Below are 19,146 nucleotides of genomic sequence, written 5' to 3'. Positions count from 1 at the left end.
GCTCATTCGCGTGCGCGTTCGAGGGCGAGCTCGGCGAAGCGTCTCAGCATGCGATGCGGTTCGATGACGGATGCCGCGGCCAGCCGTTCGCCGACCTCGCGCAGTTCGCTCGCCGGGAAGTAGCCGTGGTGGCGGTAGACCTGTGCGCGGGCGATGAAATCGTCGGTCGACACCTCGGGGTGGAACTGCGTCGCGTAGACACCCGCGCCCACGCGGTAGATCTGCACGGGGCATCCGTTTGACGATGCGAGCAACCGGGCATCTGCAGGCAGTCGCTCGGTGGCCTCCTTGTGGCCGACGAGCGCGTCGAACCGCTCGGGCAACGCGCCGACGAGCGGGTCGGCCACGCCTTCGGCGGTGAGCTGGATCTCGACGGCCTGAGCCTGTTCGCCGTGTGCCGTGCCGACCTCGCCGCCGAGCAATCGGGTCAGCACCCCGATGCCGTAGCAGGTGAGCAGGAGTGGGAAGTCGGCCCTGAGCGCCTCTTCGGCGAGACGGGCGAGATCGGACTCGACACGGCGCTGCACCTCGTGCTTGCCCGCCTCAGGGGTCGTCACGTTGAATGGGCTGCCGCCCACGACGATGCCGACGTAGTCGTCGATCGCGACATCGCCGAGCGGGTCGACGTCGAGGCGCACGTGTTCGAGGCTCCCGGCATCGACGCCCATCGCGCGGCGCACCGACTCGTACTCCGGGCCGACGGCCTCCACCTCGGGGCGTGCTGAGAGGAAGAGGAACGGCCTTTGCGTCATCGACCTCTCCGTCGGCTGCGCTGCTTCGCGCCCCCGCCGGTGCGCGGCGCCGGCCGGCCGGCCTTGCCCCCGGCCTTGCCCTTGCCGCCGGCTTTGCCCTTGCCGCCGCCGGCCGCTTTGGCCGCAGCAGCTCGGCGTTCGGCTGCGGCGAGCTTGGCCGCCTTCGCGGGCTTCATCGGGGGCGGGTCGTCGGCCGATCCGCGCGAGCTCTTCGCACCGCGACCACGCACGACGGCGACGAATTCCTGGATGTCGGTGTCGTCTCGGTCGCGATGCCAGACCAATGAGATCTGCGTGGCCGGGGCATCCGTCACCGGAATCGCGACGACGTCTTTGCGGCGATGCAGCCGGGCGACGGACTGCGGCAGGATCGCATGGCCGGTGCCCGCGGCGACGAGTTCGACGGTCATCGCGGCATCTGGCTGCACGGGTGCGGGCGTCTCATTCTCGAAGTCGGCGAGGGTGAGCTCATCGGCATCGGCGAGCGGATGCTCCTTCGGCAGCACCACGACCGCGAGCTCCTCCCAGAGGGCGACGGCGTGCAGGCCCTCGGTCTCGACTGGGAGTCGCACGAATGCGACGTCGGCCTCGCCCGCGAGGAGCGCGGTGAGCTGCTCGGGCTGTTCGACGACGAGCGCCTCGAGCGGAAGGTCGGGCCGGCGTTCGCCCCACACCTTGAACCACTTCGAGGGGCTCACGCCGGCGACGTATCGCAGTGTCAGTGTCACCTCGGCCCCCGTTCGCAAGCGGCCTCGCACAGCCTGCATCCAGCGTAGACGATGGCCGCCCGGCCGGCTCGGGTGGGCGGATGCCGCGCGACGGGCTACGGTGTGAAGGTGAGCCAGTCCCAGTCGAGAAACGCCCAGACCATGAAAGCGGAGACCGCAGCCAAGAAGCTCGGCATCCTCCTCGAGGCCGCGCCCGAGGAATTCCGCACCGGGGTCGTCACGCGCGACGAAGTGGCTGCGCTGCAGGCCGACCCGCCCGAGTGGCTGCAGGTGCTGCGCCGCGAGGGCCCGCACCCGCGCACCGTGGTCGCGGCGAAGCTCGGCGTCTCCAACTCTGGCCTGGCCCGTGGCGAGGTCACCGAACCGCTCACGACCGCCCAGATCAAGGCGTTGCTCGAGGCCCCGCCCGCCTGGCTCGTCACCGAACGTGCAACGCAGGCCGCCGTGCGCGCCGAGAAGATCCGTGTCGCCGATCGCGACAAGGAGCGGGCCGAGCGCCGCAGCGGCGGTTCGGGCGTCTAGGTCTCGATACGCTTCGCTACTCGACCAGCGGAGTCGGGTAGCGGGCGGCGAGGAAGGCTGAAGCGTCGGCGAGCTCGCGCTCGGAAACCGAGTGGCCGAGCCCTTCGTAGATGCGCTCATCGAGATCTGCGTGCGTCGGCAGCCAGGCTTGCGTTCGAGCCACGGATGCCGCGGGGATCACCTCATCGACCGTGCCGCGACCCCAGAATACGGGCGGGGCGAGCTCCGACATCCGCTCATCGCCGTCGCGGTCGCCCGGCAGCGCGAAACCCGCGAGGCTCACCGCGAACGTGAAACGCTCGGGTGCGCGCCGAAGCAGCTCGAGCGCCATCGCGCCGCCCTGGGAGAAGCCGAGCACGCCGACCGACGCGACGTCTGGTGCCACCCGGTCGAGCCAATCGATGACGGCCGTCGTCGCGGCCTCCGCCCCCTCGATCGAGAGCTCGACACCCTCATCGGTGAGCGGGAACCACGCGTGACCGTATCCCGTGAACGTCGGCGCACGGAGCGAGGCGATGGCCGGCGCGAGCGGCAGGTACGGCGTGAGACCGAACAGGTCGCCCTCGTTGGAGTTGTACCCGTGCAGCAGCACGAGGAGCGGACGCCCCTCGCGATCGGCCGCGGATGCGGACCAGAGCACCGCCTCATCGTCGATCTGCACGGGAACCATGGGTCAACGCTAGTGGTGTGAGGCAGAATCAAGGCATGAGCGTACGCACTCCCGACCCGGACTGGAATCCTGACGACGACCCCGACGTCAGGCCGCCGGCGAATCCGGGGTGGCTCACCGACCTCGAGCTCGCCGAGGTGCGGGGCAGGTTGCCGCTGCTCTACGTCGAGGCGGTGCCGGTGCGCGTCGACGGGCTGGGGCAGGTCACCGAGGTCGGCGTGCTATTGCGCGCGAACGCGGTGGGGGAGATGACCCGCACGCTCGTCTCAGGAAGGGTCATGTACGGCGAGACGATTCGAGACGCGCTGTTCCGCCATCTCGAGAAAGACTTGGGGCCGATGGCGTTCCCGTTGTTGCCCGCGAGCTCGGTGCCCTTCAGCGTCGCCGAGTACTTCCCGCTGCCCGGTATCTCGTACTTCACCGATGAACGCCAGCACGCGGTGTCGCTCGCCTTCGTCGTGCCCGTCACGGGCACCTGCGAGCCTCGTCAGGATGCGCTCGAGGTGACGTGGATGACCCCCGAGGAGGCGGTGAGCGAGGGTGTCGCCGCCGAGATGGAGGGCGGCAGGGGCTCGCTCGTCAAGCAGGCACTCGCCTCGGTGGGCGCACTGCGCTAGCGCGCACCGATCGCTCGCTGAGCCTGCCGAAGCACGCTCCCTTCGATGAGCTCAGGGGGCGGGAGGCTCAGCGGACGAGCCGTACCTCGTGGATCTCTTCGCCGGGGAACGGCTGCACTTGCTCTGCGCCATCGGGGTGCCTTGCCCGTTGGTCGTCTGCGCGGTTTATTCGCGGGTGTCGGAGACCCAATCAGGGTCGGATTGGTTGGAGCGGCGTCCGACAACGCTGGCTGCGAGAACATCGAGGGCCGACATCGCCTCCGCGTTCAGGCTCAGAGTCAGGGAGCGGAGGTTCTCGTCGACGCGCGCCGGTCGTCGGGTTCCGGGGATCGGAACGACGGGGAGCCCGAGCCGGGTGCCGTGTTGGCGCAACCAGGCCAGGGCGACTTGCGCCGGTGTGGCGTCGTTCTCGTGGGCGATTCCGCGTACGGCTTCGAGGAGAGTCTGGTTGGCGTCGAATGCGTCCCCGTGGAACCGGTCCATGCTGGCTCGCCAGTCGCCGTGGAGTTCGGCGGCGCTGGTGATGGTGCCGGTGAGGAAGCCTCGGCCCAGCGGCGCGTATGGGACGAAGCCGATGCCGAGTTCGGCCGCAGCCGGGACGACGTGTCGTTCCACGTCACGGCTCCACAGCGACCATTCGCTTTGAACTGCGGCGATGGGGTGGATCGCGTGGGCTTGGCGCAGCTCGTCTGCGGTGACCTCTGACAGGCCGAGGTGCCGGACCTTGCCGGCGGTCACGAGTTCGGCCATGGCTCCGACGATCTCCTCCAGCGGCACCGAGACCTGGCGGCGGTGGAGGTAATACAAGTCGATCACCTCCGTGCCCAGTCGTTTCAGACTGGCGTCGCATGCTTGCCGGGCATATGCCGCGTCGTTTCGCGTGGAGACCATCGTGTCGGTGTCGCTCCGCGACACGATCCCGAACTTGGTCGCCAGCGTGACCTCCGCGCGGCGGTCCCGGAGTAGGCGGGAGATCAGCCGCTCGTTGGAGCCTGCTCCATACACGTCGGCGGTGTCGATCAGGTCGACGCCTGTGTCGACGACATGATTGAGGGTGGCCAGTGCCTCGGCTTCATCGACCGGTCCGTAGACCTCGGCAAGGCCCATCGCTCCGAAGCCGAGCTGACTCGTGAACAGTCCATCGCCGAGGCGAACGCGAGCGACAGCGGCCTCGTCGGGAGATGCGGTCATCGGGCGGCTCCTTCCGGCTGGGGGGTGGCGATGTCGGTGGGCTGCTGGCGCGCCGTCGACCCGCGCTCGACGACGGGGATGCTTCCACCGTCGACGTCACCGGCGGATCGCCGCGGTGCTGATGCGAGCCGATGCTGGTAGTGGCGGCGCTGACGTGCCCGATTGCCGCAGTCGGCGGGGTCGCACCAGCGGCGGCTGTGGTTGCGAGTGCTGTCCAGAAACAGCCAGCGGCACTCTTGGCAGGCAGCGACACGGGCCAGGCGTTCAGCCGAGGTGAGCAGTTCGGCGGCATCTATGGCGAGCCCTTCGAGGAGTGAAGGACTCGTCCACTCGGCCGCATCGGCTCCGTCTGGGAAGCGCAGTTGTCTCCGGGAGTACGCAGCGGCCGCCCGAGCACCGATCCGGGTGACACCGTCGGGATCGGGCGTCCGGCCGTCCGCGACCGCGAGGAAAACGTCGGCGAGTGCCTCGCGGAACATTCGCAAACCAGCAAGGGCGGCCACATCGGAGGTGCGAGGAGAAGGAAGGCCGGCCGCCTTCGCCCAGTGATGCACATTCTCGTCCGGTTCGAGCCAATCGTGCCGGCGCTCTGTACTGCGATAGCTCACGAGGTTCGCGAAGTCCAACGCTGGTGTGCCACCGATGAGTTTGTATGTGCCCTGGTACGAGCCCGGGTGCAGGTCGACTGCGACCGCCATTGCCGCCTCCATAACGTTCGTTTCGTATTTGACACGTTAGCATGGCGATTGCTCTACATCACGAGCGTTCTTGAATACGAGCGTTAGGTTGCGCATGGTCCACTCTGAACCGGAGCCGCGTCCCCTGGCGCAACGAGTGCGGCCCGAGCTGTTCTTCGTCGGCTCAGCGATCTTCCACTATCTGGGCCCGTCGTTCGCGGTCCTTCTGTTCGTTCACATCGAACCGCTCGGCGTCGCGTGGATGCGCATCTTCGCCGCCGCCGTCGTGTTCGCGATCTGGAGACGGCCCTGGCGTGCGTGGGCGGCCGCGAAGGCGCAGGAACGGTGGACCGTTGTCGCCTGGGGCATGCTGCTGGCGGCAATGAACGCTGTCTTCTACCTCGCGATCGATGCGCTGCCGCTCAGCACTGTGGCCGCGATCGAGTTCGTCGGACCGATCACGCTCGCCGCAATCGCGCTCCGCAGTATGCGAAACCTCGGCGCGGTGGCACTGGCAGTCGTCGGCGTTGCCGCACTCAGCGAGATGAGCTTCGCTGGAGCTCCGACCGGCTTCGCCTTGGCCTTGGCCAACATGATCCTCTTCGCGGGATACATCATCCTCGGCCACCGAGTCTCGCGCCAGGAGCATCTCTCGAGCATCGACGGGCTCGGAATGGCGATACTCATCGCCGCCATCGCAGCCTTGCCGTTCGGCATTGCAGACGCCCTGCCTGCCTTCACCAACCCGACCGCTCTTGTCGCTGCGATTGGAGTCGGAGTCACCTCGTCCGTAATCCCGTACGTTCTCGACCAGCTCGCAATGCGCCGCCTCGCTCGAGGCGGCTACGCCCTCAAGACCGCGCTGCTACCTGCAACCGCCACCGTCATCGGCATCCTCGTCCTTGCACAGATCCCCACGCTCGCAGAACTCCTCGGCATCGGACTCGTCATCGCCGCCGTTGCCCTCCATCGGGAACCGTAAGTCCTCAGACAAGGCGGGTGGACCGGCCGCCCCCAATCGTGCTCGGCCTTCTGGGGATGATCGATGACGGTGGGTGAGCTTGGTCTGTGCCGGTCGCTTGTGGCTCGCGCCGCGATCACGGCGTTGCCGGTGACGGATGCCGCGATCGGTCCTGCTCAGCGAACGAGCCGGACCTCGTGGATCTCTTCGCCGAGGAACGGCTGCACCTGCTCCGCGCCATCGGCCACGAAGCCGTTGCGCGCGTAGAAGCGGTGGGCGCGCGGGTTGTCTGCAGCGACCCAGAGGTAGACGGCGTCATCGCCGACGGCGGCGTCGAAGAGCTTCTGGCCGATGCCGGTGCCGTGGTAGGCGTCGAGCAGGTAGATGAAGAAGAGCTCGCGCTCGCGCGGCGGGTTCTCGTCTCGGGCGGGACCCGAGCCGACGAAGCCGACGATCTCGCCGTCGACGAGTGCAGCGAACTGCGAGTACTCCTCGCCGCGCTCTGCGTAGTGGTTCCACAGCTCGGCCATGCGGCGGGGGGAGAGGTGCTCGAAGGCAGCGGCGCTGATCAGGTGGTCGTAGGTCTCGTGCCAGCAGGTGGCGTGTACGCGACCGAGGGCCTCCACATCGGAGTCCCGGATGGGGCGGACGACGACATCGGCAACGACTTCGGTGCTCATGTCCCGAGACTAAGCCAGCGCGCCCGTGCGACGAAATCGACGACGCCGCGCCGCGACGCCGGGCGTGTCGAGAGCGCATCCCGCCGTTCGTTTCGATCATGTGAAGTCTGACGAGTTCAGGGCTTCGGGGCTTGACGAACGCCGAACCCGTGCACGTAATATGTCACCCACTACAACATCACGTCCCGTGATGCATGACACAGCACAAAGGGGTCTGGTCGTACAGGCGGTAGTCCGCCGCCCGCGACCGATGAGAGAGGTCGGAACAGCCATGGGGGTCACCCCGATTCGTCCGGTCGAGCAGCAACAGAGCCTGCGCGCGCAAGTGGAGCAGTCGCTCTCGGCGGCGATCATCTCCGGCGAGCTCGCGCCGGGCACACTGCTGACCGTGCCGACGCTCGCAGCGCAGTTCGATGTCTCGGCGACGCCGGCGCGCGAGGCGATGCTCGATCTCGAGGGGCGTGGGTTCGTCGAACCGGTGCGCAACAAGGGTTTTCGGGTCACAACGGTGAGCCCCGAAGCGCTGCGCGAGATCGTCGAGGTGCGCCAGTTGCTCGAGCCGCCGGCGATGGAAGAGCTCGCACGACGGTTCCCGGTCGGCGAGTTGCCGGCGCTCACCGAGCTCGCCGAGAAGATCGTCGTCGGCGCGCGTACGGGCGACCTGCGCGCTTATCTCGAGGCCGACGTGCATTTCCACCTGACGCTCACGCGCATGCTGGGCAATCGCCTGCTCGTCGAGACCGTCGCCGAGCTCCGGTCGCGCACGAGACTCGTTGGGCTCTCGGCGATGCTCGAGACCAATCGGCTCGACGAGTCGGCGGCCGAACACCTCGAGCTCCTGCAGCTGCTCGAGGCAGGGGATGCCGCCGGAGCGCGCGAGCTCATGCACCGGCACATCCATCACACGCTCGGCTGGTGGGCGGGCAACCCCGAGACCGAGTAGGGGCCGAGGGAGCTGGGGGCGAGGGTGAGGGCGAAGCGCGAGCGGATGTCCCGTGGCCGGTGCCCGGCACGCGGTGGTCTGCGGCAAGCCCAGTGCATCTTCACGCCAGCAATGTGTGACATATTACGGATTCGATCCAACGGGAAGGGAGCAGCGCCATGATCAGCGACATCGCGGTCGTCGGAGCCGGCATCGTCGGTGCCGCCTGCGCGCGGGCGTTCGCACTGGCCGGCTTCCGCGTCACCGTGCTCGACCGCGACGCCCCTGCTTCGGGCACGAGCGCGAAGGGCGAAGGCAACCTCCTCGTCTCCGACAAGGGTCCCGGCGCTGAGCTCGCACTCGCCCAGTACGCAGCCTTCCTCTGGCCGGGCCTCGTCGCCGAACTGGCCGACGAGCTCCGTTCGCCGTTCCCGGCGATCGAATACGAGCAGAAGGGCGGGCTGGTCGTCGCCACCACCGCCGGGGGCGCCGCGCCGATGCTCGCGTTCGCGGCATCCCAGCGTGCCGGCGGTGTCGACGCGCGTGCCATCACGATCGACGAGGCCCGCACCCTCGAACCGCACCTGAACCCTGCGATCACCGCGGCCGTGCACTACCCCGAAGACGCACAGGTGCAGCCGGTCATCGCCACCGAGGCGCTTCTCGCCTCCGCTAGGAACCATGGCGCAGACATCCGCTCGTTCGTCACCGTGACCGGCGCACTGCGCGACGTGAGCGGCCGCGTCGCCGGCGTCACGACGACGGCGGGCGACGTGCCGGCGGGCGCAGTGATCGTCGCCGCCGGTCCGTGGTCGGGTGAAGTCTCCGCCTCCCTCGGCGTGCACCTGCCGGTCAAGCCCCGCCGTGGCAACGTGCTCGTCACGACGCGCATGCCGCACCGCGTCTTCCACAAGGTCTACGACGGCGACTACTTCGGGGCGACCCAGTCGAGCGACGCCGCACTGCAGACCTCGAGCGTCGTCGAATCGACGGCCGCCGGCACCGTGCTCATCGGATCGAGCCGCGAGCAGATCGGCTTCGACGACCGGTTGCGCGTCTCCGTGCTCCAGGAGATCGCCGCGAAGGCGCTGCGGCTCTTCCCCTTCCTCGCCGGTGCGAGCATCATGCGCAGCTACGGCGGGTTCCGGCCATTCATGCCCGATCACCTCCCCGTGATCGGCGCCGATCATCGCGCGGTCGGTCTCTGGCACGCGAGCGGCCACGAGGGCGCGGGCATCGGACTCTCGCTCGCGACCGCCGAACTGCTCGTCGCCGAGTTCGCGGGTCGACCGGCGCCGATCGATGTGACACCGTTCCGGCTCGACCGCGCGTCCCTCGCGCCCCACCTCGAGGTGGTGGCGTGATGGGCGCGCGACTGCTGCCGGCCTCCTCCGACCCGATCCGTCCCTCGGCGGCCGCGTCGCTCGCGATGTCGCTCGACGGCGCGGCTGTGCCTGGCGTCGCGGGGCAGACGATCGCCGGCGTCGTGCTCGCGAGTGGCCGGCTCGCGTGGCGGCGCACCTCGGTCGACGGCCGCCCGCGCGGCCTCTTCTGCGGCATCGGTATCTGCTTCGACTGCATCGTGACGGTGAACGGCGAGCGCGACGTGCGCGCCTGCCAGCGCCGGGCGGTCGACGGAGACGTCGTCGAGAGTCAGCACTACGAACTTCCGGAGGTGACGGAGTGAACGTCGTCATCGTGGGCGCCGGCCCGGCCGGACTCGCCGCCGCGCTCGCTGCACGGGCTCGCGGGGCATCCGTGACCCTGCTCGACGCCGCCGACGAACTCGGAGGCCAGTACTGGCGGCACCTGCCAGCCGAACGCCCTTCGGCGAACGAGCGCGTGCTGCACCACGGCTGGCATCGATTCACCGCGATGCGCCACGCGCTCGAGGCCGATGCCGGCTGCGAGATCGTGATGGGCGCCCAGGTCTGGGCGATCGAGCCCACGGACGCTTCTGCCCCCGCCGCCCCCGTGGCGGTGCACGTGCTCGTCGGCCCGCCCGACGGCACCGGTCGCACCGGCCGCACGTTCCGCCCCGATGCCCTCGTGCTCGCCACCGGCGCCCACGACCGCACACTGCCCTTCCCCGGATGGGACCTGCCGGGGGTCTTCACCGCCGGGGCGGCGCAGGCCTTCGCGAAGGGTGAGCGCGTCGCCGTCGGCCAGCGCGTCGTCATCGCGGGCGCCGGTCCGTTCCTGCTCCCCGTCGCGGCCGCCCTCGTCGCGACCGGTGCGAAGGTGCTCGGCGTCTACGAGGCGAGCCGCCTCGCGGGTCTCGTGCGCGGGTGGCTGCCGAAGCCGTGGCAGCTCCTCGGTGCCGTCAAGAAGGGCGGCGAACTCGCGGGCTACGTCGGCGCGCACGTGCGCCACCGCATTCCGTACGCGACCGGTCGCGCGGTGATCGCCGCGCACGGCTTCGACCGGGTCGAGGCCGTCACGGTCGCTCGGGTCGACGCGAGCTGGAAGCCCGTACCCGGCACCGAGCGGCGCATCGCCGCCGACGCCGTGTGCGTCAGTCACGGCTTCACTCCGCGCCTCGAGCTGCCGATCGCCGCGGGCTGCGCGATCTCCTCTGCACGATTCGTCGAGGTCGACGCGTCACAGCAGTCGAGCGTCGCCGGTGTCTACGCCGCCGGTGAGATCACGGGCATCGGCGGGGTCGACGCTGCGCTCGCCGAAGGGGAGCTCGCGGGCCATTGCGCCGCGGGCGGCGCCCCGACGGATGCCGCCGTTCGACGGGCTGTTCGTGCGCGCGCGATATTCACGGGGTTCGCAGCCCGCCTCGAGGCGGCGCACGGCATCCGACCGGGCTGGACTGCGTGGCTCGACGACGACACCCTCGTCTGCCGGTGCGAGGAGCTGCCCTACGGGCGTCTTCGCGAGACCGCAACGGCGACCTGCGGCAGCGGGCTCCGCTCGATGAAGCTCACGACCCGCGCAGGGCTCGGCATCTGCCAGGGCCGCGTCTGCGGTCGCACGGTCGAGGAACTCGTGGGGGCAGCCGGTTCGGTTGGGGGTCTCGATACGGCCGCGGGCGGCCTACTCGACCAGCGGGGGGTGGCCGCGGGCGGCCTACTCGACCAGCGGGGGGTGGCCGCGGGCGGCCTACTCGACCAGCGGGAGGGGGCTGCCGCATCCGGCCTAGTCGAACAGCGGGAGCGCGTCTCGACCGACCGCCGCCCCATCGCCTCGCCGGTGCGCCTCGGCGAACTCGCCGAGGGCGAACGCCCGAGTGAGCGCACCGACCTCTCCGTCCACTCCACTCCCATCGTCCAGGAAGGGCATCCATGACCACCCAGAAGTTCGACCTCGGCGGTGTCGTCGTCGCGACAACCCTCGCCTTCAAGGAAGACGCATCAGCGCCCGCGGGCCTCGCCGTCGACTACGAGAAGTTCGCCGCTCACTGCGACTTCCTGATCGAGAACGGATGCCGCGGCGTCGGCCCCAACGGCTCGCTCGGCGAGTACTCGAGCCTCACCGACGACGAGCGCCGCAAGGTGATCCAGGTCGCGGTGGAGACCGTGGCCGGTCGCGGACTCGTCGTCGCGGGCGTGCACGGCGTCGGCTGGCACCAGGCCGTGAAGTGGGCCGAGTACGCGAAGGCCGACGGCGCCGACGGCGTGCTCGCTCTGCCGCCGACCATCTACCGCGCGAACCGCGCCGAGGTCATCGAGCACTACACGCGCCTCAACGAGGTGGGCCTGCCGATCATGCTCTACAACAACCCCATCGACACCAAGGTCGACCTGACGCCCGACCTCGTCGCCGAGCTCTTCGAGCTCGAGAACGTCGTGGCCATCAAGGAGTTCACGACCGACATCCGCCGCGTGCTCGAGATTCAGGAACTCTGCGACATCGACGTCATCGCCGGCGCCGACGACCTGCTCTTCGAGTCGCTCGTCGTGGGCGCGACAGGGTGGTTCGCAGGCTACCCGAACGCCTTCCCGAAGGAGGCCGTCGAGATCTACGACCTCGTGAAGTCCGGGCAGATCGACGCCGCCCGCGAGCTCTACAAGAACCTCGTCGCCGTGTTCCGCTGGGACTCGAAGACCGAATTCGTGCAGGCCATCAAGCTGTCGATCGACGTCGCCGGGCAGAGCTACGGTGGAACGACCCGCCCGCCGCGCGGTCCGCTCTCGGCCGGGCACGAGGCGCTCGTGCGCCGCGACACGCAGAAGGCGCTCGACTACATCGCGAGCCGCTAGGCCTCGCGAGGGCCGAGCAGGGTTGGAGGAGGACACATGCGTTCGAAGCGGCTGATCTCTGCGGTCGACTCGCACACCGAGGGCATGCCGACGCGCGTCGTCACGGGCGGCGTCGGCGTGATTCCGGGCGAGACGATGAACGAGAAGCGCCTGCACTTCATGGCGCACATGGACGAGCTGCGGCTGTTCCTCATGAACGAGCCGCGTGGGCACGCGGCCATGAGCGGTGCGATCCTCCAACCCTCCACCCGCCCCGACTGCGATTGGGGCGTCGTCTACATCGAGGTGAGCGGATGCCTCCCGATGTGCGGCCACGGTACGATCGGCGTCGCCACGGTGCTCGTCGAGACGGGCATGGTCGAGGTCGTCGAGCCCGTGACCGAGATCCGCCTCGACACCCCTGCTGGACTCGTCGTCGCTCGGGTCGCCGTCACCGACGGTCATGCCGACTCGGTCACGATCGAGAACGTGCCGAGCTACGTCGATGCGCTCGACACCAGCATCGAGGTGCCGGGGTACGGCACCGTGCCGTACTCGATGGCGTTCGGCGGCAACTTCTACGCGATGGTCGACCTCGACGCGGTCGGCCTGCCGTTCGACCGATCCCGTCAGCAGGACATCATCACGGCGGGTCTCGCGATCATGACGGCGATCAACGAGATCGCGCCGCCGCGGCATCCGTTCATCGATGGTGTCGATCACTGTCACCACGTCGAATTCATCGCCCCGGGGTCGGATGCCGCGCTCTCGCGCCACGCCATGGCGATCCACCCCGGCTGGTTCGACCGCTCGCCGTGCGGCACGGGCACCTCGGCGCGCATGGCCGAGCTCTGGGCCCGCGGTGAACTCGCGCTCGACACCGACTTCGTGAACGAGTCGTTCATCGGCAGCCGCTTCGTCGGGCGGCTCATCGCCGAGACCGAGGTCGACGGTCGGCCCGCCGTCATCCCGACCATCACGGGTCGTGCGTGGGTGACGGGCACTGCCCAGTACTCGCTCGACCCCGCCGACCCCTTCCCGACCGGCTTCCAGTTCTGACCGCCGACGCACTTCAGGAGACCTCATGACGCAAGACCTCGAGACCATCGCGGCCGGCGCTGCCGCCGCAGCCGCTCCGTTCGCCGATACCAACCCGCGCGATCGCGCTGCGGCCATCGTCGCCGTCGCCGACGCACTCGAAGCGAATGCCGACGAGCTCGTCGGCATCGCGATGGACGAGACGGGCCTCACCGAGGCACGCCTCCGCGGCGAGCTCAAGCGCACTGCGGTGCAGCTGCGTCTCTTCGCCGACACGATCGTCGACGGCGGCTACCTCGACGTGCGCATCGACGCCGCCGACCCCGAGTTCGTGCTCGGTGCGCGCCCCGACGTGCGCCGCTACCTCGTGCCGGTCGGCCCCATCGTGAACTTCGCCGCCTCGAACTTCCCCTTCGCGTTCTCGGTCGCGGGCGGTGACACCGCCGCGGCGCTCGCCGCCGGCTGCCCCGTGATCCTGAAGGGCCACTCCGGCCACCCCGAGCTCTCACGGCGCACTGCCGAGGTCGTCGCGGCGGCGCTCGCAGCGGCGGGCATGCCCGACGGAGTGTTCCAGCTCGTCACCGGCCAGGCCGAGGGCGTCGCGATCCTGAAGGACCCGCGCGTGAAGGCCGGCTCGTTCACCGGCTCGATTCCCGCCGGACGCTTGCTCGCCGACATCGCGGCTGCACGCCCGGCACCCATCCCGTTCTACGGCGAGCTCGGCAGCGTGAACCCGGTCTTCGTCACGCAGGGCGCGATCGACGAGCGGGGCAGCGAGATCGCCGCGGGCTACGTCGCGAGCGTCGCGGGCTCGGCCGGGCAGCTCTGCACCAAGCCGGGCTTCGTGTTCGTGCCGTTCGGTCACGGTCTCGACGGCGAGATCGCGGATGCCGCAGCATCCGTCGCCCCGCATCGCCTGCTGAACCCGCGCATCGCCGCCGGCTACCGCGCGCGCCGCGACGAGATCCTGGCCGCCCAGGGCGTGCGCGTCATCGCGCCCGGCGGCATCGAGATCGACGGCGACGGGCAGGGACGCGCCACGCCGACGATCATCGCCGTCTCACTCGACGACCTCGTCGCCGGGCGCGACGTGCTGCTGGGCGAAGCCTTCGGGCCGCTCTCGGTGCTCGTCGAGCACGATGCGGGCACCGACCTCGCGAACCTCGTGCCGACACTCTTCGAGGGCAACCTCACGGCCACCGTGCACGCGGCGACCGGTGAAGCGGATGCCTCGCTCCGCGCGCTCGTGCGCGTGCTCACCGAGCACGCCGGCCGGGTGCTCTTCGGCGGCTGGCCCACGGGCGTCGCGGTCACCCCGGCCATGCAGCACGGCGGGCCGTGGCCCGCGACGACGAACGACTCTTCGACCTCGGTCGGCACCGCAGCGATCACGCGGTTCCTCCGCCCGGTCGCCTACCAGGGTGCCGCTGAAGCGCTGCTGCCGGCGCCCCTGCAGACCGCGAACCCGTGGGGCGTGCCGCAGGCGTTCTCGCCCGCGGGCCAGTCGACGTCGTGGGGGTCGCGCGCCTCGGTCGGTTAGCCGGGCTCGGCCGCGACGGAACCCGCCGTCGACATCCGGACATACCTCTCTGTGCGGCGGGCTTCGCCGATGGAAAGGGGAACGTGCGGCATGGAAGGCACCGGCGGAACGCGAGACGCGAAGGGATGCGGCATCGGCGCGCACGACGGCGTGCATGCGCCGATACGGCGCGGCGCGGTTAGGCTGGCTCGACCATGGTTGACGATGCCCGATCGGACGCGGTGCTCTGGCTCGAGGCGACCTCGGGCACCGAGGCCTCGTTCGGCGTCGTCTACGACCGCTATCGCGCGCGCATCTTCCGCAAGGCGTATTCCCGCACGCTCAACCGCACTGAATCGGAAGACGTCGTCGCCATGGTCTTCCTCGAGGCGTGGCGGCGCCGACACGCGGTGCGGTTCGTCGACGGTTCGCTCCTGCCATGGCTGCTCGTCGTGACCACGAACGTGTCACTCAACAGCCAGCGGTCGAGCAGACGCTACCGGCGCTTGCTCGCGAAACTCCCGGCCGCCGAGTTCTCAGCCGATCCGAGCCATGAGGTCGGTGAGCGACTCGACGGTGAGCGCGTGTCGCGCGGCATCGCCGCCGCACTCCAGCGGCTGAACGCGAGCGATCGGCGCATCGTCGACCTGTGCCTCGTCGACGAACTCCCGATGGCGACCGTGGCGAGTGTGCTCGATCTGCCCGTCGGCACCGTGAAGTCGCGGCTCTCGCGGGCGCGCGCGAAGCTCCAGCAGGCACTCGGCGACCTTCGCGAGCCACGAGAGCACGGCGCTGCGAGCGCTGCGGGCGCTGCGAGCGCTGCACCCGTCGAAGACCTGGGGGTGACCGGATGAGCGGGCCCGAGATGCGCCCCGAGCGGGACGCCGCGATCCGCGCGTTGCTCGTCGAGCATGCGCGCGCCGAGCCGGCCGCCCAGACCAAGCGTCGTCGCGTTCGACTGCTCAGCTGGAGCGGCATCGGCGTGCTCGTGATCGGTGCGGCTGCTACAGCCGGTGCGGTGCTCTTGCAGCCCGGCGATGTCTCGAACACCGAGATCGTGCTGTGCATGACGGCCGCGGAACGCAACGCCGATGGCAGCTACCCGGGCCCGTCGGCGACGATCGCCTCGCCGAGCGGCGAGGGCCGGGTCGCCGATGCGATCGAGCTCTGCTCGCTGATGTGGCAGCAGGGGGTGCTCGACGCCGAGTACGACCCGACGGCTCCGAGCAACCCCCCTGGCCGCGTCCCCGACGAGCTGCAGGCCTGTGTCCTGCCTGACGGGAGCGCGGCGATCGTGCCGTCGTCGAACGCGTCGATCTGCCCCGCGCTCGGCTTGGCACCGCTTGACTAACCGAACGTGCCGGTGGGGCGGAAGACGACAGAGCGGACCTTGTCGTTCAGGGTGCCGACGCCGCCGCACCATGGCGTGCAGGTCAGGCGGGATCCGCCGTACCCCGTCGTCGTGTACAGGGAGACCCAGCACCCGTTGGAGCCGCCGGCCGAGCTCACATTGCTGCTCCAGCCCGAGGGCATGCTGGAGAAGCCGAAGAGAACGCCGTAGCATCCGCTCGACCCCCAGAAGGTGAGGCTCGAGCCGCCTCCGTTGCTGTCTGAATAGACGGTGCCGAGCCGGGTCGAGGCTGCAGCCACACCGCGTGACGAGGCATTCGCCGCGGTGATCAGGTCGAGATATCGGTCGACGCCCTTGCGCTCGGCGAAGCAGACGGGCGTCGCGTCGGCGACCGGCGCATCGACGGGTTGCACTTCGACGGCGCAGTGCACCGGGGCGGTGGTCTTCCGGTCGGCGGCATCGAGTGGTGCCGCCGTGGCCGGCGAGACCGCGGCAAGGCTCGCGAACACGAACGTCGCTGCGAGTACAGCGCCGATCGCACGGATCTTCTTCATCGGGTTCCTCTTCTCACGCGGCCGCTCGGCCGCACACACCGTTATGTCCGGCACGGGCGTGGAGTTCCGCGAATGCCGATGGAACCGGCGACGGTGAGCCGGACATACCCGTGTCAGGGACGGAGGCTGTGGATGCGAGGAACGAGAGCAACGAGAGCGATGACCACCACGATCGTCGCGTGCGCACTTGCGGCGGTCGTCACCGCGGCGCTCATGGTCGGCGGCGAGATCGGTCGGGCGGTCACGTCGGTGCTGTGATCGCACGCTGCGGCGCCGGCCGAGGCGGTGCCGGCCCGCAGGGGGACTCGGGCCGGCACCGCCTCACGGCGGGCGGCGGGCGGCGGGCCGGTGTCGGGGGACACCGGCCCGTTCGTCGCTCACCCGCGCGGAGTCCGCTGCCGCGCGAGCGAGGTCGGTTCCAGTCGCTGAACTGAACGTCGCACTGGCCGAGGTTGCCGATGCCGGTCGCGAGCAGCGATTCGGGGCTCATGTCGATCGGCGCCTTCGTCGTTCGACGTCTTGAATAACGGGACGCGGACGGCGGCCCCCAAGGAGAGGACTTCTCATGCAGTACTTCCTGACTGTGCCGCACGACTCCGCAGACGAGCCGACGATGGCGTCGATGCAGGACTTCGACCCGGCGGAGCTCGAGGCGGTGATGGCCGCGGTCGACGAGTTCAACACGGCGCTCAAGGACGCTGGAGCGTTCCTCTTCGCCGGCGGATTGCAGCCGCCGTCGACGGCCAAGACGGTCGACGCGACGGCCGAGCAGGCGCAGGTGCTCGATGAGCCGTTCGTCGAGGCGGCGTCATACGTCGGGGGCTTCTGGGTGATCCAGGCCGACGACGAGGAGGCCGCCGTGCAGTGGGCGACGCAGGCGTCGAAGGCCCTGCAGGGCCGCATCGAAGTGCGGGCCCTGCAGGAGGCGCCGCAGAACTGAGAAACGGTCGGCTGCACCACCGACCGCGAACGGCCCCGACGAGCGAGCTCGTCGGGGCCGTTCAGCTGAGTGTTCGGGCGTCAGCCCTGTGCGCGCCGGTTGCCGCGCGAGTTGGCCGAGGGCGAGACGAGGCTGCCGACACGAAGCGGCGCCTTCGCGCCCGAGCGAGCGGATGACCCGCGCTGCGCGCCGGTCGTCTGCGCGCCGCGGCCCTGGCCGCCGCCCTGCTTCGGAGCGTTCGCACGCGCCTCGGCCGGGCGGCCCGAGCGGTCGCGGCGGGGTGCGCCCGCGGCATCCGACTGGCCGTCACCGTTGCCGCCGCGACCGCGAGCGCGGCCCTGACCGGCACTCGTGCGGCCTTCGCCGGCGCCGCGCTCGTCGCGAGCGGTGCGCTTGCGCTGCGCGTTGGCGCCCTGCGACCGACCGCCGCCGCCCTGCTGCTGCACTGCCGCACGAGGCGACGGCTTCACGAAGGGGGCGACGTCGCCGACAAGGGTGGTCACGGAGGGCGAGGTCGCGGTGACCTGCTGCGGGGTGACGGTGATCGCGGCCTTGCGGAGCAGCGTCTTCAGGTCTTGCTTCTGCGCAGGCAGGCTGATGGTGACGACGTCGCCCTCGCTGCCGGCGCGGGCGGTGCGGCCCGAGCGGTGCAGGTACGCCTTGTGCTCCATGGGCGGGTCGACGTGGATCACGAGCTCGATGGCGTCGACGTGCACGCCGCGCGCCGCGACATCCGTGGCGACCATGACGTTGGCGGAGCCGTCGGAGAACGCGGCGAGGTTGCGGTCGCGCTGCGGCTGCGAGAGGTTGCCGTGCAGGTCGACCGCGGGGATGCCCTGCTCGGTGAGCTTCTTCGCGAGCTTCTTCGCGTGGTGCTTGGTGCGCATGAACAGCAAGCGACGGCCGGTGCCCGAGGCGAGGGTGCGCACGAGCTCGTTCTTCGCGTCGACGTCGGAGACCTCGAACACGTGGTGGGTCATCGCGGCGACGTGCGAGGTGGCCTCGTCGACCGAGTGCAGCACCTCGTTGTGGAGGAAGCGCTTGACGAGCTTGTCCACACCGTTGTCGAGCGTCGCGGAGAACAGCAGACGCTGTCCGCCGGAAGGGGTCTTGTCCATGATGCGCGTGACGACGGGCAGGAAGCCGAGGTCGGCCATGTGGTCGGCCTCGTCGAGCACGGTGATCTCGATCGCGTCGAGCGTGACGAAGCCCTGCTTCATGAGGTCTTCGAGGCGACCGGGGCAGGCGACGACGATGTCGACGCCGGCGCGCAGCGCGTCGACCTGGCGCTTCTGGCTGATGCCGCCGAAGATCGTCGTGGTCTTCAGGTCGTAGGCGGCGGCGAGCGGCGCGAGCACCGCGTCGATCTGGGTGGCGAGTTCACGCGTCGGTGCGAGCACGAGGGCGAGGGGGCGGCCCGGGCGGCGACGTCCGCCGGCGAGCGTGGTGCCGAGGCGCGCGATCATGGGCAGCGCGAAGGCGATGGTCTTGCCCGAGCCGGTCTTGCCGCGGCCGAGCACGTCTCGTCCGGCGAGCGTGTCGGGAAGCGTGTCGACCTGGATCGGGAACGCGGTGGTCTTTCCGTCGGCGGCGAGGGCCGCGACGAGGGGGGCCGGCACGCCGAGCGTGCTGAAGGTGATGTCGGTCACTGGTGCCTTTCAGGGCAGAGCACACCGCTGGTTCGAGCTCCGGCTTGCGGAGGGTTCTCGGCCCGGCGGTGGGTGTTGTGGCGAAGGCGCCGGTCGGCGCATCCGTTCGCCGTATGAGAGTCAACGGGCCACTGCACGATGTGCAGTGCCCGGAAGCGTTTCTACGACGCAAGCGGCGCGTTCATCGC

At 69.9% G+C, this 19,146-nt stretch carries 21 protein-coding genes; 13 read left to right on the top strand and 8 right to left on the bottom strand.

Annotated features, from left to right (window positions below; genetic code table 11):
* Positions 1 to 2 precede the first annotated feature (2 nt).
* Entirely contained in the window at positions 3 to 752 is a 750-nt protein-coding gene (locus AC1C2U_RS17585; RefSeq protein WP_495363059.1) for a glutamine amidotransferase, read from the bottom strand.
* Positions 749 to 1,519, bottom strand: coding sequence for a LysR family substrate-binding domain-containing protein (locus AC1C2U_RS17580; RefSeq protein WP_495363058.1), 771 nt, complete (start codon positions 1,517 to 1,519; stop codon positions 749 to 751). The genes AC1C2U_RS17585 and AC1C2U_RS17580 overlap by 4 nt, the downstream gene beginning before the upstream one ends.
* Before the next feature lie 102 nt (positions 1,520 to 1,621).
* Here AC1C2U_RS17580 and AC1C2U_RS17575 point away from each other — a divergent pair, with 102 nt between their 5' ends.
* Entirely contained in the window at positions 1,622 to 2,002 is a 381-nt protein-coding gene (locus tag AC1C2U_RS17575) for a DUF5997 family protein (protein ID WP_495353247.1), read from the top strand.
* A gap of 16 nt (positions 2,003 to 2,018) precedes the next feature.
* Here the strand turns inward: AC1C2U_RS17575 and AC1C2U_RS17570 are convergent, their stop codons facing one another.
* On the bottom strand, positions 2,019 to 2,672 hold the full coding sequence (locus AC1C2U_RS17570) for an alpha/beta hydrolase (protein WP_495363057.1): 654 nt from the start codon (positions 2,670 to 2,672) through the stop codon (positions 2,019 to 2,021).
* A 35-nt stretch (positions 2,673 to 2,707) separates the two neighbouring features.
* Here AC1C2U_RS17570 and AC1C2U_RS17565 point away from each other — a divergent pair, with 35 nt between their 5' ends.
* Positions 2,708 to 3,289, top strand: coding sequence for an NUDIX hydrolase family protein (locus AC1C2U_RS17565; RefSeq protein ID WP_495363056.1), 582 nt, complete (start codon positions 2,708 to 2,710; stop codon positions 3,287 to 3,289).
* Positions 3,290 to 3,454: 165 nt separating this feature from the next.
* On the opposite strand, the gene AC1C2U_RS17560 is transcribed toward AC1C2U_RS17565, so the two are convergent.
* Together AC1C2U_RS17560 and AC1C2U_RS17555 are read right to left on the bottom strand one after the other, a co-directional pair.
* The gene (locus AC1C2U_RS17560; RefSeq protein WP_495363055.1) at positions 3,455 to 4,480 is read right to left on the bottom strand and encodes an aldo/keto reductase; all 1,026 of its coding nucleotides are present in this window, start codon (positions 4,478 to 4,480) and stop codon (positions 3,455 to 3,457) included.
* A complete protein-coding gene (locus AC1C2U_RS17555; protein WP_495363054.1) occupies positions 4,477 to 5,178 on the bottom strand; it encodes a CGNR zinc finger domain-containing protein in 702 nt (233 codons plus the stop codon). The genes AC1C2U_RS17560 and AC1C2U_RS17555 overlap by 4 nt, the downstream gene beginning before the upstream one ends.
* Before the next feature lie 94 nt (positions 5,179 to 5,272).
* On the opposite strand from AC1C2U_RS17555, the gene AC1C2U_RS17550 reads away from it, so the two are divergent.
* Complete coding sequence (locus AC1C2U_RS17550) at positions 5,273 to 6,139, top strand: EamA family transporter (RefSeq protein WP_495363053.1); 867 nt, start codon at positions 5,273 to 5,275, stop codon at positions 6,137 to 6,139.
* Positions 6,140 to 6,294: 155 nt separating this feature from the next.
* Here the strand turns inward: AC1C2U_RS17550 and AC1C2U_RS17545 are convergent, their stop codons facing one another.
* Complete coding sequence (locus AC1C2U_RS17545) at positions 6,295 to 6,798, bottom strand: GNAT family N-acetyltransferase (RefSeq protein WP_495363052.1); 504 nt, start codon at positions 6,796 to 6,798, stop codon at positions 6,295 to 6,297.
* 271 nt (positions 6,799 to 7,069) lie between these two features.
* Here AC1C2U_RS17545 and AC1C2U_RS17540 point away from each other — a divergent pair, with 271 nt between their 5' ends.
* The 9 genes from AC1C2U_RS17540 (at position 7,070) to AC1C2U_RS17500 (ending at position 15,815) form a co-directional block, all read left to right on the top strand.
* Complete coding sequence (locus tag AC1C2U_RS17540) at positions 7,070 to 7,741, top strand: GntR family transcriptional regulator (RefSeq protein ID WP_495363051.1); 672 nt, start codon at positions 7,070 to 7,072, stop codon at positions 7,739 to 7,741.
* A 158-nt stretch (positions 7,742 to 7,899) separates the two neighbouring features.
* Complete coding sequence (locus AC1C2U_RS17535) at positions 7,900 to 9,084, top strand: NAD(P)/FAD-dependent oxidoreductase (RefSeq protein ID WP_495363050.1); 1,185 nt, start codon at positions 7,900 to 7,902, stop codon at positions 9,082 to 9,084.
* Positions 9,084 to 9,407: a (2Fe-2S)-binding protein gene (locus tag AC1C2U_RS17530; RefSeq protein ID WP_495363049.1), complete on the top strand. Its 324-nt coding sequence runs from the start codon at positions 9,084 to 9,086 to the stop codon at positions 9,405 to 9,407. The genes AC1C2U_RS17535 and AC1C2U_RS17530 overlap by 1 nt, the downstream gene beginning before the upstream one ends.
* Complete coding sequence (locus tag AC1C2U_RS17525; protein WP_495363048.1) at positions 9,404 to 11,014, top strand: FAD-dependent oxidoreductase; 1,611 nt, start codon at positions 9,404 to 9,406, stop codon at positions 11,012 to 11,014. The genes AC1C2U_RS17530 and AC1C2U_RS17525 overlap by 4 nt, the downstream gene beginning before the upstream one ends.
* Positions 11,011 to 11,928: a dihydrodipicolinate synthase family protein gene (locus tag AC1C2U_RS17520; protein WP_495363047.1), complete on the top strand. Its 918-nt coding sequence runs from the start codon at positions 11,011 to 11,013 to the stop codon at positions 11,926 to 11,928. The genes AC1C2U_RS17525 and AC1C2U_RS17520 overlap by 4 nt, the downstream gene beginning before the upstream one ends.
* Positions 11,929 to 11,964: 36 nt before the next feature.
* Positions 11,965 to 12,966 (top strand): proline racemase family protein, encoded by a 1,002-nt coding sequence (locus AC1C2U_RS17515; protein ID WP_495363046.1) that lies wholly within the window; start codon positions 11,965 to 11,967, stop codon positions 12,964 to 12,966.
* Positions 12,967 to 12,991: 25 nt separating this feature from the next.
* Positions 12,992 to 14,485: an aldehyde dehydrogenase (NADP(+)) gene (locus AC1C2U_RS17510; RefSeq protein ID WP_495363045.1), complete on the top strand. Its 1,494-nt coding sequence runs from the start codon at positions 12,992 to 12,994 to the stop codon at positions 14,483 to 14,485.
* Between the two features lie 194 nt (positions 14,486 to 14,679).
* Positions 14,680 to 15,318 (top strand): RNA polymerase sigma factor, encoded by a 639-nt coding sequence (locus AC1C2U_RS17505; protein WP_495363044.1) that lies wholly within the window; start codon positions 14,680 to 14,682, stop codon positions 15,316 to 15,318.
* A complete protein-coding gene (locus AC1C2U_RS17500) occupies positions 15,315 to 15,815 on the top strand; it encodes a hypothetical protein (protein WP_495363043.1) in 501 nt (166 codons plus the stop codon). Before AC1C2U_RS17505 ends, AC1C2U_RS17500 begins: the two co-directional genes overlap by 4 nt.
* Here AC1C2U_RS17500 and AC1C2U_RS17495 read toward each other — a convergent pair.
* On the bottom strand, positions 15,812 to 16,369 hold the full coding sequence (locus AC1C2U_RS17495; RefSeq protein WP_495363042.1) for a beta/gamma crystallin family protein: 558 nt from the start codon (positions 16,367 to 16,369) through the stop codon (positions 15,812 to 15,814). The two genes, AC1C2U_RS17500 and AC1C2U_RS17495, sit on opposite strands and share 4 nt — an antisense overlap.
* Before the next feature lie 565 nt (positions 16,370 to 16,934).
* Here AC1C2U_RS17495 and AC1C2U_RS17490 point away from each other — a divergent pair.
* Positions 16,935 to 17,309, top strand: a complete 375-nt coding sequence (locus AC1C2U_RS17490) for a YciI family protein (RefSeq protein WP_495363041.1) — start codon at positions 16,935 to 16,937, stop codon at positions 17,307 to 17,309.
* Between the two features lie 80 nt (positions 17,310 to 17,389).
* On the opposite strand, the gene AC1C2U_RS17485 is transcribed toward AC1C2U_RS17490, so the two are convergent.
* On the bottom strand, positions 17,390 to 18,958 hold the full coding sequence (locus AC1C2U_RS17485; RefSeq protein ID WP_495363040.1) for a DEAD/DEAH box helicase: 1,569 nt from the start codon (positions 18,956 to 18,958) through the stop codon (positions 17,390 to 17,392).
* Between the last annotated feature and the right edge of the window lie 188 nt (positions 18,959 to 19,146).

This window comes from Agromyces sp. Y575 (genome assembly GCF_059445445.1).
The sequence above is the reverse complement of the archived record's forward strand: the minus strand, read 5'-3'. Positions and strand labels throughout refer to the sequence as shown.

Coding starts and splice junctions, on each gene's coding strand:
- AC1C2U_RS17490 (WP_495363041.1), top strand. CDS start 16,935: ATGCAGTACTTCCTGACTGTGCCGCACGACTCCGCAGACGAGCCGACG.
- AC1C2U_RS17495 (WP_495363042.1), bottom strand. CDS start 16,369: ATGAAGAAGATCCGTGCGATCGGCGCTGTACTCGCAGCGACGTTCGTG.
- AC1C2U_RS17535 (WP_495363050.1), top strand. CDS start 7,900: ATGATCAGCGACATCGCGGTCGTCGGAGCCGGCATCGTCGGTGCCGCC.
- AC1C2U_RS17505 (WP_495363044.1), top strand. CDS start 14,680: ATGGTTGACGATGCCCGATCGGACGCGGTGCTCTGGCTCGAGGCGACC.
- AC1C2U_RS17565 (WP_495363056.1), top strand. CDS start 2,708: ATGAGCGTACGCACTCCCGACCCGGACTGGAATCCTGACGACGACCCC.
- AC1C2U_RS17555 (WP_495363054.1), bottom strand. CDS start 5,178: ATGGCGGTCGCAGTCGACCTGCACCCGGGCTCGTACCAGGGCACATAC.
- AC1C2U_RS17515 (WP_495363046.1), top strand. CDS start 11,965: ATGCGTTCGAAGCGGCTGATCTCTGCGGTCGACTCGCACACCGAGGGC.
- AC1C2U_RS17550 (WP_495363053.1), top strand. CDS start 5,273: ATGGTCCACTCTGAACCGGAGCCGCGTCCCCTGGCGCAACGAGTGCGG.
- AC1C2U_RS17560 (WP_495363055.1), bottom strand. CDS start 4,480: ATGACCGCATCTCCCGACGAGGCCGCTGTCGCTCGCGTTCGCCTCGGC.
- AC1C2U_RS17530 (WP_495363049.1), top strand. CDS start 9,084: ATGGGCGCGCGACTGCTGCCGGCCTCCTCCGACCCGATCCGTCCCTCG.
- AC1C2U_RS17510 (WP_495363045.1), top strand. CDS start 12,992: ATGACGCAAGACCTCGAGACCATCGCGGCCGGCGCTGCCGCCGCAGCC.
- AC1C2U_RS17570 (WP_495363057.1), bottom strand. CDS start 2,672: ATGGTTCCCGTGCAGATCGACGATGAGGCGGTGCTCTGGTCCGCATCC.
- AC1C2U_RS17585 (WP_495363059.1), bottom strand. CDS start 752: ATGACGCAAAGGCCGTTCCTCTTCCTCTCAGCACGCCCCGAGGTGGAG.
- AC1C2U_RS17580 (WP_495363058.1), bottom strand. CDS start 1,519: ATGCAGGCTGTGCGAGGCCGCTTGCGAACGGGGGCCGAGGTGACACTG.
- AC1C2U_RS17500 (WP_495363043.1), top strand. CDS start 15,315: ATGAGCGGGCCCGAGATGCGCCCCGAGCGGGACGCCGCGATCCGCGCG.
- AC1C2U_RS17545 (WP_495363052.1), bottom strand. CDS start 6,798: ATGAGCACCGAAGTCGTTGCCGATGTCGTCGTCCGCCCCATCCGGGAC.
- AC1C2U_RS17575 (WP_495353247.1), top strand. CDS start 1,622: ATGAAAGCGGAGACCGCAGCCAAGAAGCTCGGCATCCTCCTCGAGGCC.
- AC1C2U_RS17520 (WP_495363047.1), top strand. CDS start 11,011: ATGACCACCCAGAAGTTCGACCTCGGCGGTGTCGTCGTCGCGACAACC.
- AC1C2U_RS17540 (WP_495363051.1), top strand. CDS start 7,070: ATGGGGGTCACCCCGATTCGTCCGGTCGAGCAGCAACAGAGCCTGCGC.